The 11,895-nt window shown below is 73.4% G+C and carries 11 protein-coding genes; 5 read left to right on the forward strand and 6 right to left on the reverse strand.

Annotation, left to right across the window (positions count from 1 at the left end; all coding sequences use genetic code 11):
* The first annotated feature begins 381 nt into the window (after window positions 1–381).
* The 3 genes from ABD976_RS23805 to ABD976_RS23815 all read left to right on the forward strand — a co-directional run bounded on the left by ABD976_RS23805 (window position 382) and on the right by ABD976_RS23815 (window position 3,098).
* Window positions 382–1,125, forward strand: a complete 744-nt coding sequence (locus tag ABD976_RS23805; RefSeq protein WP_345366933.1) for a phosphatase PAP2 family protein — start codon at window positions 382–384, stop codon at window positions 1,123–1,125.
* Window positions 1,126–1,187: 62 nt separating this feature from the next.
* Window positions 1,188–2,528, forward strand: coding sequence for a diacylglycerol/lipid kinase family protein (locus ABD976_RS23810; protein ID WP_345366935.1), 1,341 nt, complete (start codon window positions 1,188–1,190; stop codon window positions 2,526–2,528).
* Between the two features lie 75 nt (window positions 2,529–2,603).
* On the forward strand, window positions 2,604–3,098 hold the full coding sequence (locus tag ABD976_RS23815; protein WP_345366937.1) for a hemerythrin domain-containing protein: 495 nt from the start codon (window positions 2,604–2,606) through the stop codon (window positions 3,096–3,098).
* A 77-nt stretch (window positions 3,099–3,175) separates the two neighbouring features.
* Here the strand turns inward: ABD976_RS23815 and ABD976_RS23820 are convergent, their stop codons facing one another.
* The 4 genes from ABD976_RS23820 to ABD976_RS23835 form a co-directional block, all read right to left on the reverse strand.
* A complete protein-coding gene (locus tag ABD976_RS23820; RefSeq protein WP_345366939.1) occupies window positions 3,176–3,889 on the reverse strand; it encodes an ESX secretion-associated protein EspG in 714 nt (237 codons plus the stop codon).
* Between the two features lie 3 nt (window positions 3,890–3,892).
* On the reverse strand, window positions 3,893–4,282 hold the full coding sequence (locus ABD976_RS23825) for a phage holin family protein (RefSeq protein ID WP_345366941.1): 390 nt from the start codon (window positions 4,280–4,282) through the stop codon (window positions 3,893–3,895).
* A gap of 359 nt (window positions 4,283–4,641) precedes the next feature.
* Complete coding sequence (locus ABD976_RS23830; RefSeq protein WP_345366943.1) at window positions 4,642–6,180, reverse strand: MFS transporter; 1,539 nt, start codon at window positions 6,178–6,180, stop codon at window positions 4,642–4,644.
* Window positions 6,177–6,740 carry a TetR/AcrR family transcriptional regulator gene (locus tag ABD976_RS23835; RefSeq protein WP_345366945.1) on the reverse strand — a complete coding sequence of 188 codons (564 nt, stop codon included), beginning with the start codon at window positions 6,738–6,740 and terminating at the stop codon, window positions 6,177–6,179. Before ABD976_RS23835 ends, ABD976_RS23830 begins: the two co-directional genes overlap by 4 nt.
* Before the next feature lie 101 nt (window positions 6,741–6,841).
* Here ABD976_RS23835 and ABD976_RS23840 point away from each other — a divergent pair, with 101 nt between their 5' ends.
* Window positions 6,842–8,035 carry an FAD-dependent oxidoreductase gene (locus tag ABD976_RS23840; protein ID WP_345366947.1) on the forward strand — a complete coding sequence of 398 codons (1,194 nt, stop codon included), beginning with the start codon at window positions 6,842–6,844 and terminating at the stop codon, window positions 8,033–8,035.
* Window positions 8,036–8,159: 124 nt separating this feature from the next.
* Here ABD976_RS23840 and ABD976_RS23845 read toward each other — a convergent pair whose 3' ends face one another.
* On the reverse strand, window positions 8,160–9,137 hold the full coding sequence (locus tag ABD976_RS23845; protein WP_345366949.1) for a Ppx/GppA phosphatase family protein: 978 nt from the start codon (window positions 9,135–9,137) through the stop codon (window positions 8,160–8,162).
* A gap of 227 nt (window positions 9,138–9,364) precedes the next feature.
* On the opposite strand from ABD976_RS23845, the gene ABD976_RS23850 reads away from it, so the two are divergent.
* Window positions 9,365–10,411 carry an LLM class F420-dependent oxidoreductase gene (locus ABD976_RS23850; protein ID WP_345366951.1) on the forward strand — a complete coding sequence of 349 codons (1,047 nt, stop codon included), beginning with the start codon at window positions 9,365–9,367 and terminating at the stop codon, window positions 10,409–10,411.
* A gap of 106 nt (window positions 10,412–10,517) precedes the next feature.
* Here the strand turns inward: ABD976_RS23850 and ABD976_RS23855 are convergent, their stop codons facing one another.
* Window positions 10,518–11,825 (reverse strand): MFS transporter, encoded by a 1,308-nt coding sequence (locus ABD976_RS23855; protein ID WP_345366953.1) that lies wholly within the window; start codon window positions 11,823–11,825, stop codon window positions 10,518–10,520.
* Window positions 11,826–11,895: the final 70 nt, after the last annotated feature.

Below are 11,895 nucleotides of genomic sequence, written 5' to 3' on the forward strand. Positions count from 1 at the left end.
CGGGATCCGTTCCGGGCGCACGCCCGGTAGACGGACGACCAGTGCTCGTCGCTGTCGCGCTCACGGGCGGAAGACTCCTCACTGTCGGCCGAGCTCGGCGCAGCCTCGCCATGGTACCGAGCCGCCGACGGATGACCCCGCGACCGGCGCACCGGCGCTGTCCGGCGTCGGTCGACGGGCCGTTGTCACCTCAGCGGGTGAACTCATGATCAGAGGCTGACTGCTCAACCCTGCCCACAGCGTACCGACTTCGGCTCCCGGCCACACAGCCCTCGAACGGGGCACGGGCCACCCAGGACCCACCAGCCGTTCGGGTGGCCGGGAACGGGATGCTCGGTGGGTACTCAACCGGCACCCGTCCGCCGAGGAGAGGAGCCGCCCGTGCCGCAGCCGGACTCCCACCAGCAGCCGATCGCGCGCGGCGCACCGCCCGGTCCGCGCGGCCGCGTCCGGCCCTGGCCGCTGACCGGCCTGCTGCTGGCCGCGCTCGGCTTCTGGCTGTTCGGGACGATCGCCGCCGAGTTCCACGAGCACCCCGGGACCTGGCTCGACGCCCGGTTCACCCGCTTCGGGGAGACGGTGCGCGACGCCGGTCTGGCCGGGGTGTTCGCCGTGCTGACCTGGGCCGGGGACACGCTGGTGGTGGTCCCGCTCGGGCTCGCGGCGGCGCTGCTGCTGGCCGTGCGGTTCCGGACCTGGGTGCCGCCGGTGCTGGTGGCGATCGCCTCGGCGGGCATCGGGGTGCTGGTCGGCGTGCTGAAGAACGGCATCTCCCGGCCGCGCCCGAACCCGGCCGCGGCGGTGGTCGAGGAGACCGGCTTCGGGTTCCCGTCCGGCCACTCCGCGCACTCCGCCGCGGTCTACCTGCTGCTGGCGGTGGTCAGCGCGCTGCTGCTGCGCGACCGCAGCCGCCGCGATCCGACACGGGACCGGCACGCCGCCCTGTGGTCGGTGCTGGTGATCGGCGCGGTCCTGGTGGTCCTCGCGGTGGGCCTGTCCCGGGTGGTGCTCGGGGTGCACGCGGCCACCGACGTGCTGGCGGGCTGGGCGCTGGGGACGAGCTGGTGCCTGGTGCTGGCGAGCCTGTGGCGGTGGGGACGCGCGGTGCGCTCCCCCGGCGGATGACGGAGCGGATGACGGCCCGGCGCGGCCGTCGCGGGCGTTCGGCGCCGGTATACCGTCCGGGCATGCGACGCACCCGGCTGCGGACCGAGGCCACCGACGACCGGGTGCGCGCGCCGTCCCCCGACCGGGCGGCGGCGATCGCCGAGCACCGCCTGCTGTGGTGGGCCGCCGCGGCCTGCCTGGCGTTGCGCAAGGGGCGGACCAGGCGGGTCGGGCTGCGCGGTGCCGTCGCGCTCGCCGGCGCCGGTGCGGTGACCCGGTGGGTGCGACCGCTGCGGAGCGCGGCGCCGACCGCGAGCGCCGCCGCGTTCGCCACCGCGGCGACGATGGAGTCCGACTGGGGCGCGGTGCTGGCCCCGGTCGCGGCGGGCTGGGTCTGCGCGCGGACGCGCCCCGGGCAGCGGCCGGTCCTCGGTGCGGCGGTCGGGGTCGCCGCGGCGCTGGTCACCCGGCACTGGTGGCCGGTGCGGCCGTCGCGGCCCGGCTACGCCCGGCCGGTGGAGCAGGTCGCCGCGCTGGAGTCCGGGCGCGGGCTGCTGCTGCTGGTCAACGCCGCCGCCGGGCTCCGCGACCAGACCGGTGGGCTGGCCGAGCTGTGGCCGGAGGCGACCGCGGTGAGCCCGGCCCCGGGCGAGGACCTGGCGCTGCTGCTGCACCGCGCGCTGGACGCGAGCCCGCACCCGGTGCGGGCGATCGGGGTGGCCGGCGGGGACGGCACGGTCGCGGCGGCGGCCTCGGTGGCGGCCACCCGGCGGTTGCCGCTGGTGGTCGTCCCCGCGGGCACGCTCAACCACTTCGCCCGGGACGTCGGGGTGACCGGCCCGGGCGACGCCGACCGGGCGCTGCGGGACGGGTCGGCGGTGCACGTGGACCTCGGCACCGTCCGGATCGACGACGGACCGGCGCACTGGTTCGTCAACACCGCGAGCCTCGGCGGCTACCCGGACCTGGTGCGGTTGCGGGAGAAGTGGGCTCCGCGCTGGGGGAAGTGGCCGGCCGCGGCGGCCGCGCTGGTGCGGGTGCTGGCCCGGGCCGAGCCGATCCCGGTGCGGATCGACGGCGTCCCGCGGCGGATCTGGCTGCTGTTCGTCGGCAGCAGCGGCTACCAGCCCAAGGGGTTCGCGCCGTCCTGGCGCCCGCACCTGGACGACGGGCTGCTCGACATCCGGTACGTGCGGGCCGACCTCCCGTTCTCCCGCGCCCGGTTCATCGCGGCGGCGCTGACCGGCGCGCTGGCGCGCAGCCACGCCTACGTGCAGCACGAGACCCCGCGGCTGCTGGTCGAGGTGGACGGCGCTCCGGTCGCGGTGGCCCACGACGGCGAGATCGGCCGCCCGGGCACCCGGTTCGAGTTCGAGGCCCGGGACGAGGCGCTGCGGGTCTACCGCCCCGACTCGCCGTGAGCGCGTTTCGCGGCACGGCCGGGCGGGTACCGCAGACGATCGAGGAACCGCCGCATCCCGGGAGAGGAGCCGTCCGTGGACACCGACGTCGTCGAGCTCATCCTCGCCGACCACCGCCGCTTCGAGGACCTGTTCCGCGAGCTGCGCAGTTCCGAGGGTGATCGCCGCACCGCGCTGGCCGAGCTGGCCGGTCTGCTGGTGGCGCACGCCGAAGCCGAGGAGACCCAGGTCTACCCCGCGCTGCGGCGGCTGGGCGCGGCCGACGGCGAGGAGGTCGAGCACGGGTCCGAGGAGCACGACGAGGGGCACCGCGCGCTGCTCGCGCTGCTGGAGGTGGGCGAGCCCGGCGGCTCCGGGTGGGACGAGGCCCTGGAGGAGCTCAGCGGGGCGATCACGCACCACCTGGACGAGGAGGAGCGCACCCTGCTCAACGACGCCCGCGAGCGGCTCACCCGCGACCGGCGCGGCGCGCTGGGCGCGGAGTTCGCCCGGATGCGCGCCCGGTTGCTGGATTCCGGCTGCGGCGGGGTCGAGCAGGTGCGCGAGCTGGTGCGCCGCGCCGGCTCCTGAGCTCGGCGCCGGTCGGTGCGGTCAGCCGGGGACGTCGTAGCGGGGTTCGGCGCGCAGCAGCGCGGGCTCCTCCGGGATCAGCGGGGCAGCGGACCGGTCCGCTGCCACAGGTCGTCGAGGTGGCGTTGCAGGCTCCTGCCGAGCAGGTAGGGCCCGGCCGGGGCCACCATGCTGTAGGTGTCCGACGGCGATTCGGGGACCACCGCGATCCGGCCCGCCGAACCCCACCGCACCTCGATGCGCCACGGCGCGCGGCGCACCGCCCCGGACTCGCGCAGCCCGACGGACAGCTCGGCGCCGCGGTCGGCTCCGTGCAGGAAGGCCCCGATCGCGCGGGCGTCGTCGGCCGGGACGTCCCGCCGGGTCAGCTCGTAGGCGAGCCAGTCCGCCCCGGCGTCGGTGCGGGCGGCGGCCACTTCCCGGGCCTCGGCGAGCAGCGCGGTCGGCACCGTGACCTCGCTGCCGGTGGCGGGTTCGGCGGCGGGCAGGGCGCCGACCAGCGCGGGCCACGGCGCGTCCGGGCGCACCCGGTCGGCGACGACCTCCGCCGCGCGGACCCGGATCCGCACCGCCGCCCCGCGCGCGACCGCGACCAGCGCGCGCAGGTCCGCCGAGCGCAGGAAGCCGAACACCGCGGCCTCGGCGAGCACCGCGAGCACCCGCCGCCAGCGGGCGCCGCCCGGCGCCGCGCCCGCACCCGGCATCGGGTCGTCGAGCAGGAACCCGGTCACGTCCGCGCCGACCGGGCGCTCCCGCAGCAGCGCCCGGAACCCCGGCGCGTCGCACCGCACGGCTCAGCGCTCGACGCGCGGCTCGGCGCGCCGCCGCACCACCCCGGACAGCACGCTGCTGACGATCGTGACGATCAGCGCGCCCCAGAACGCCGACCAGAAGCCGTCGACGTGGAAGGGCAGGCTCAGCGTGCCGGCGAGGTAGCTGGTCAGCCAGAACAGCAGGGCGTTGACGACCAGGCCGAACAGCCCGAGGGTGAGCACGTACAGCAGGCACCCCAGCGTCTTGGCGATCGGCTTGATCACGATGTTGACGATGCCGAACAGCAGGCTCACCACGAGCAGCGTGAGGACCTGCGCGAGGGTGTCCCGGCCGCCCAGCGTGATGCCGGGCAGCGCGGTGGCGATCCACACCGACACCATCGTGATCAACACCTGGAGCAGGATCAGCACGGCACGTCCTCCCGTCGTCGGTCCTTCCCGCCGACGCTACCGGGGCCCACGATCGAATGCCGCGCCCGGCCCGGCGGGAACCACCACCCGCGCAGCAACCCCCACCCGCACGGCCCAGCACCCGAACCACCCCGAACTGGTGCGCACCCGGTCAGTGACCAGTGGGACCGTGGTGACCTCCAGGTCGGGGCAGACCTCGGCGAACTCCACCCGGAGCCGGGGCCCGAAGGCCGGCGCCACGTACAGCAGCGCCGCCTCGGGGTGGGTGCCCGCCCTGGGTTGGCGCGACCTCAGCCGGTGTCAGCACCAGGGCGGGGCACGGTGTCCTCCTGCAAGAGCGGTCGTCGCCGGTGGCGGGTTCAGTGGTCGACCGGGGTGTCGCTCGGGGCCGGCTCGAGGTCCTTGAGCAGGGACCAGGCCATCGCGGCCGCGGCCAGGAGCAGCAGGGCGCCCACACCGGCGGCCGAGGCGAGCCCGGAGGTGAAGGCCTCCCGCGCCGCCGTCACCAGCTCGTGCCCCTGCGAGGGGGGCAGTTCCCCGGCGGCCCGCGCGGCTCCGGCCAGGGAGTCGTGGGCCATCGCGGACAGCTCTGCCGGGGTGCCCGCGGGGACCTGGAAGCGCTGGTAGACACCCATCACCACCGAGCCCAGGGTGGCGATGCCCAACGCCATGCCCAGCTCGTAGCCGGTCTCGGAGATCGAGGCCGCGGCCCCCACCTCCTCCTTGCGCACGCTGGACAGAACGATGTCGTTGGCGGTGGTCATCGTCATGGACAGGCCGATGCCGCTCAGCAGCAGGCACGCCCCTACGAGCGGGTACCCGGTCTGCGGGCTCAGCAGGACCAGCGGGGCCAGGGCCGCGCCCATCAGCACCAGCCCGGTGGTGAGCACCGCCCGCGAGGAGGTGCGTGCGACCAGGGCCCCGGCCAGCAAGCTGACGACGATGACCCCGGCGGTGGTGGGCAGCCCCGCCAGACCGGCCTTGAGCGGGTTGTAGCCCTGCACGAGCTGGAAGTACTGCGAGAGGAAGTAGATCAGCCCGGCCGATCCGAGCACCGAGAGCAGGTTCGCGCCGACCACCCCGGAGAAGGCCTTGTTGCGGAACAGGTCGATGTCGATGAGCGGACGGAGCAGTCGCTTCTGCCGGCGCACGAACAGCCACAGGGCCACCGCGCCCACAGCGGCGGCGAGGGCCGCGGCGGGGTGGAAGCCGTCGGCGGCGATCTCCTTGACCGCGTAGACCAAGCCGATGATGCCGACCATGGACAGCCCGACGCTGGGCAGGTCCCAGGGGCCGGGATCGGGGTTCTTGGCCTCGGGCAGCAGCAGCACGCCGACGGGCAGGATCAGGGCGATGACGGGGACGTTGATGAGGAAGACCGATCCCCACCAGAAGTGCTCCAGCAGCACCCCGCCGACGAGCGGGCCCAGGGCTCCGCCTCCGGCGGTGGCCGCGGTCCAGATGCCGATCGCGGTGCGGCGCTGGTCCGGGTCGGGGAACAGGGCCCGGATCAGCGACAGGGTGGAGGGCATCAGGGTGGCCCCGGCCACCCCGAGCAGGGCGCGGGCGACGATCAGCATCTCGGCGGTGGGGGCGTAGGCGGCCAGCGCCGAGGCCAGCCCGAACAGGCCCGCGCCGATGAGCAGGAGCTTCTTGCGGCCGATGCGGTCGCCCAGGGTGCCCATGCTCACCAGCAGGCCGCCCAGGACGAAGGAGTAGATGTCGCCGATCCACAGCATCTGGGTGGAGGTGGCGGCCAGGTCCCGGGTGATGAAGGGGATCGCCATCGCCAGGACGGTGCCGTCGATCACCACGAGCAGGACGGTCAGCACCAGGACGCTGAAGCCGAGCCAGCGCCGCAGGTTCGTGCGAGGCGCCCGGTGGGAGGTGGAGGTCATGTGCTCTGTTCGTCTTTCCCGGGGTTGTGCACTCCGCGGAGCACCATTTCCGTGACCATGCGGGTGAAGTCGCGCTGGGCGCAGCGGCCGCTCTGGATGGCCCAGACCGCGCCGGCGACGAGGCTGTAGAACGCCTCGGCCATCCAGGCCGCGCTCAGCCGGGAGGTGAACTCGCCCGAAGCCTGGCCGCGCTCGAAGAGTCCGAGGACGGCTGCGTCGATCTCTTCCCAAGCCGGGTGGATCTGGTCCGCGTCCTCTTCCTGGCTGAGTGTGTAGAACAGCGCCAGGTAGGGGGCGCTGGGCTCGAAGGATGCCACCAGTCGCTCCAGCGCGGCGGCGCAGTCGCCTTCCGCCGGTGCGGCGGAGAGGACCGCCTGGTGCAGTTCCTGCCCGGCCATGTCCGACAGGGCTCGCAGGAGTTCCGCGCGTCCGGCGAAGTGCCGGTGCAGGGTGGCCCTGCTGACCCCGAGGGCTTTGGCGATCTCGTCCTGGGTGGCGTTGGGCCGCCTCCCCAGGTAGTCGGCTGCCGTGAGCAGCATGGTTTTCCGTTCGTCCGGCATGAGACAAGTATATCTCATGTGAGACGCTATTGTCTCAAGCGAGGTTCCACGGAGCGAACCGATCACCTCGGGGGCGCCGCAGCGCCCCGGAACGGAGAACCATGAGCAGGACCGAGCACGTGCTGGTCGTCGGAGCCGGGGTCGCGGGCCTGACCGCGGCCATCTGCCTGGACATGGCGGGCATCCGGGCCACCGTCCACGAGGCGCGCCCCGAGCACGCCGACGTCGGCGCCAGCTACCTCATCCGCAACCACGGCCAGCGCGTCCTGGACCGGATGGGTCTCTTGGACGAGGTCAACCGCCACGCCTTGCCGATGCCCCTGCGCTACTTCACCCTTCAGGGTTCCTCCGCCGACGAGGTCGTCTACCCGCCGTCGGACATGGACCACGAGGAAGGCGGGATTTCCCAGGCCGTGTGCATCGACCGCTCGACCTTCGTGAACATCCTGCTGGCCGAGGCACGCCGCCGCGGCGTGGTGATCGCCTACAACAAGCGCCTGCACACCCTGGAACAGGGAACCGACGCGGTCACGGCCGTCTTCACCGATGGTTCCCGGGCCGAAGGCGATGTGCTCATCGGCGCCGACGGGCGCGGCTCGGCCACCCGCTCGGTGCTGTTCCCGCACGCAAGGCTCGCCTACACCGGTGGATGGAACGTCTACGGCCGCTCGCGCACCGAGACCCTGGCCGCGGCCCCCGCGGCGGAACTCGTCGGCGGAGCGGCGTTCATGCACACCGTCCAGGGCCTGTCCTGCATGGCCTACCGCGACGACGCCCTGGACCCGGCCAACATCACCTGGCTGCTCTCGGGCACCACCGCCCGCAAGCTCCCCGCCAAGGACTTCGAGCTGGCCGACCGGCAGGTGCTGCTCAAAGAGCTGGAGGAGGGCCTGCGCCACCGCTCGCCGTTCTTCGCCGACATCATCAGGGCCTCCGTCCGGACCGCCCCCACCCAGGTCTTCCACCTGCCCCCGCTGCCCGCCTGGTCCCAGGGCCGGGTCGCCCTCATCGGCGACACGGTGCACGCCGCCGACCCCATGACCGGCATGGGCACCACCCTGGCCCTGGAAGACGGGATGTACGTGGCCAAGATGCTGCGCGAGCACCACTACATCGACGCGTTCTACTACCTGCACGCCGACCGCCACCAGGCGGCGGAGGAGTTCAACGCCGAGCTGGACCCCGACCGCATCGACGACAACCCCTCCCGGGCCCTGAACTCCTACCGCTTCGACGTCAACTGGGACCTGGCCGACGAACGACCGCTGAGCGCACTCCTGAGCGCCGCCCCCTGATCCGCCGTTCCGGCGGCGCTGCACGCACCACCCTTGGCGGCCGTCCTCCCCGATCCGGGAAAGACGGCCGCTGAGGTTCCGCCACCCGCACCGCTCCGAAAAAGGACCACCACACAGGAAGACCTCAGGCGAACAGCGCCGAGGCCATGCCTTTGACGGCCACCCTGGGTTCCGGCCAGCCCTCCCGGTAGGCCTCGCCGAACCGGAACACCAGCCCTTCGCGCAGTCCCCACGGGCAGATCTCCAGCTCCTCGACGCCGATGCAGCGCAGGGTCCGCTCGGCCACCACCGCCCCGGCGAGGATGCGCCGCGCGCGGCTGCGCGACACCCCGGGCAGCGCGGCCCGCTGCGCCTTGTCCAGCACGGCGAGCCGGTCGATCCACGGCGCCAGGCGGTCCCGGCGCAACCGGATCGGGTGGCGCACCACGTCGGTGCCGGTGCTCTCGCTGAGCACCGCGAGCTGCCGCAGCACCGAGGACAGCGCCAGCGGGTGCCCCAGGTCGCGCCCGGCGAACGGGTGCAGCGCGGCGGGCAGCCGCTGGCCGAGCACCGCGTCCAGCTCGGCGAGCTGCTCCGGCGCGGGCGGGTCGTCGGGCAGGTACTGCCGGGTGAGCCGGGCCGCGCCGCACGGCAGGGTGACGACGTCGTCGGGCTCGTCGGCGGTCCCCGCGGCGACGTCGATGGTGCCCCCTCCGATGTCCACAGTGGTCATCAGGCTGCCCGGGCGGCCGTGCCAGCGGCGGGCGGCGCAGTAGGTCACCGCGGCCTCGTCGCGGGGGCTGAGCACGCCGATCCGCGTCCCGGCCGCCTCGGCGAGCCGGCAGCGCAGCTCGGCCCCGTTGACCGCGTCGCGCACCGCGGAGGTGCCGAAGGCGACCAGCACGTCCGGTTGTTCCGCGGCGGCGGCCCGCACGCAGCGCCGCACCGCGCGCACGGCCTGCTCGATGCCGCGCTCGGTCACCACACCGTCTCCGCCGGTGTGCTCGGCCAGCTTGGTCTTGGCCTTGACGCTCCAGTCCGCCTTGGGCATCCGGGATCTGTCCAGCTCGACGATCTCCACGCGCGCGGCGGTGGAGCCGATGTCCAGCAATCCCAACCTCATTCGGCAACCACCTGTGCTCCTGCGTCGCTCCGGGGGTGCGACGGGTCCGTTCGGCATACCCGCCGAGGGTGTCCCCGAATCATGCAGTTCGGTGCCGAACGCGCGAATTGACTGAGATGCGCGTCACAACCATCCCTCCCGCAGGCCGGTGACTCGCGGGTAACCTCTGATCCACCCCGGCGACGCCGCCGCAGGCCGTCGCCGCCGCGACGCCGAGAGGACCGCCCATGCGCATCGGGATGCCGCTGAACTACAGCGGAGGTTTCAAGGAGACCGTCGACGACCTGGCGACCTACGAGAAGGCCGGGCTCGACATCGTCTACGTCCCGGAGGCGTACTCGTTCGACGCGGTGAGCCAGCTCGGGTTCATCGCCGCGCGCACCGAGCGGCTCGAGATCGCCTCCGGCATCCTGCAGATCTACACCCGCACCCCCAGCCTCACCGCGATGACCGCCGCCGGGCTGGACTTCGTCTCCGACGGCCGGTTCACCCTGGGCATCGGCGCGTCCGGGCCGCAGGTGATCGAGGGCTTCCACGGCGTGCCCTACCAGGCGCCGCTGGGCCGCACCCGCGAGATCGTCGAGGTCTGCCGCAAGGTGTGGCGGCGGGAGAAGCTGGTGCACGAGGGCAAGAACTACTCCATCCCGCTGCCCGCCGAGCAGGGCACCGGCCTCGGCAAGCCGCTGAAGCTGATCAACCACCCGGTGCGCGAGCGGATCCCGGTGATGGTCGCGGCCATCGGGCCGAAGAACGTCGCGATGGTCGCCGAGATCGCCGAGTCGTGGGAGCCGATCTTCTACCTGCCGGAGAAGGCGCACGAGGTGTGGGGCGAGCCGCTGGCGGCGGGCAAGGCCAAGCGGGACGCCTCGCTGCCGGAGCTCGACGTGGTGGCGCAGGCGCCGCTGGCGATCGGCGACGGGCTCGACGACCTGCTCGACGCCGCCCGGCCGAACCTGGCGCTCTACATCGGCGGGATGGGCGCCAAGGGCAAGAACTTCTACAACAACCTGGCCCGCCGCTACGGCTACGAGGCCGAGGCCGAGCGGATCCAGGAGCTCTACCTCGACGGCAAGAAGGACGAGGCCGCCGCCGAGGTGCCGCGCGAGCTGCTGGAGCGCACCTCGCTGATCGGCCCGCCGGGCCACGTCAAGGAGCGGCTCGCGGCGCTGAAGGAGTCCGGCGTCACCACGCTCAACGTGCACGCGCTGGGCCGCGACGCCGCCGAACGCGCTCGCCTCATCGAGCAGGTCAAGCAGCTCGCCGTCGACGCCTGACCACCCGACTCTCACCCGGAAGTGTGCTGGGTCCCGGAAGTGTCCTGAGTGAGGGGCACCTCCATCCGGCCATGTCGGATGCAGGTGCCCCTCACCTGGGCGGAGATCACCGGGACGGGGTGCGGGTCCCGGTCTCGCGGAGCAGGTACGCCGAGAGCAGCGTGACCAGGGCCATCAGCAGCAGGAAGCCCGACACCGCCGCCGAGCTCCCGGTCGCGGCCAGCAGCGCGGTCATGATGAACGGGGTGCCGCCGCTGACCAGGATCGCCGCGAGCTGGTAGGCCAGCGAAGCCCCGGAGTAGCGGACCCGCGCCTCGAACAGCTCGCTGAGGTAGGCCGCCAGCGGACCGTAGGTCAGGCTCGACCCGACGCTGCCGACGCACGCCGCGAGCGCGACGCCGACCACCGTCGCGGTGTCCACCAGCCAGAAGAACGGGAACGCCCACAGCGCCAGCAGCAGCGCGCCCGCGAGGATCATCGGGCGCCTGCCGAAGCGGTCCGACAGCGCCCCGCTGGTGTAGATCACCAGCACGCCGACCGCCGAGGACAGCAGCGTGACCAGCAGCAGCGTGGTGCGCGCCATGCCGAGCTCCCGGGTGCCGTAGTCCAGCAGCCCCGAGATGCTGATGTAGAACACCGAGTTGGTGGCGAACAGCAGCCCGGAACCGAGCAGCACGGTCCGCTTGTGCTCGCGCAGCACCTCCACCAGCGGCGCCTTCACCACCTCGCGGTCGGCCTCGGCGGCGCGGTCCCGCAGCTCCTGGAACACCGGGGTGTCCTCGACCTTGAGCTGGATGTAGAGCACCACCGGGGCGAGCACCGCGCTGGCCAGGAACGGGATCCGCCAGCCCCACGCCGCGAAGGCCTCCGGCGTGACCAGGGCGCCGACGACCAGGAACGACACGTTGCCGAGGATCACGCCCAGCGGCACGCCCATCTGCCCGAAGGTCCCGGCCCGGCCGCGGCTGCCGCCGTCGGTGTTCTCGGTGAGCAGCAGGATGATCCCGCCCCACTGCCCGCCGACGGCGATGCCCTGGAGGAACCGCAGCACCACGAGCAGGATCGGCGCCGCCACGCCGACCGTCGCGGCGCCGGGCAGGACGCCGATCAGGAACGTCGAGGTGCCCATCAGCACCAGGCAGGTCACCACGGCGGGTTTGCGGCCGATCCGGTCGCCGAGGTGGCCGAAGACGAGTCCGCCGATGGGCCGGGCGATGAAGCCCGCCCAGAACGTCGCGAAGCTCAGCAGCACGCCGATCAGCGGCGTCGCCTCCGGGAAGAACAGCGGGCCGAAGACCAGCGCCGCGGCCGTGGCGTAGATGAAGAAGTCGTACCACTCGATCGAACTCGCGATCAGCGCCGCGAGCTTGAGCTTCCGGGGTGTTCGGGCCGTCGTCGGGGCAGTCGCTGACATGGGGTCTCCCTCTGCTGCGCCTAGCCGATCACCGCAGACCGACCGGTTGGTATGACTGTGATGTGCGTCT

This window comes from Saccharopolyspora cebuensis, from assembly GCF_039542665.1.
GTDB classification, from domain to species: Bacteria; Actinomycetota; Actinomycetes; order Mycobacteriales; family Pseudonocardiaceae; genus Saccharopolyspora; species Saccharopolyspora cebuensis.

Coding starts and splice junctions, on each gene's coding strand:
- ABD976_RS23810 (WP_345366935.1), top strand. CDS start 1,188: ATGCGACGCACCCGGCTGCGGACCGAGGCCACCGACGACCGGGTGCGC.
- ABD976_RS23830 (WP_345366943.1), bottom strand. CDS start 6,180: ATGACCTCCACCTCCCACCGGGCGCCTCGCACGAACCTGCGGCGCTGG.
- ABD976_RS23835 (WP_345366945.1), bottom strand. CDS start 6,740: ATGCCGGACGAACGGAAAACCATGCTGCTCACGGCAGCCGACTACCTG.
- ABD976_RS23840 (WP_345366947.1), top strand. CDS start 6,842: ATGAGCAGGACCGAGCACGTGCTGGTCGTCGGAGCCGGGGTCGCGGGC.
- ABD976_RS23845 (WP_345366949.1), bottom strand. CDS start 9,137: ATGAGGTTGGGATTGCTGGACATCGGCTCCACCGCCGCGCGCGTGGAG.
- ABD976_RS23850 (WP_345366951.1), top strand. CDS start 9,365: ATGCGCATCGGGATGCCGCTGAACTACAGCGGAGGTTTCAAGGAGACC.
- ABD976_RS23855 (WP_345366953.1), bottom strand. CDS start 11,825: ATGTCAGCGACTGCCCCGACGACGGCCCGAACACCCCGGAAGCTCAAG.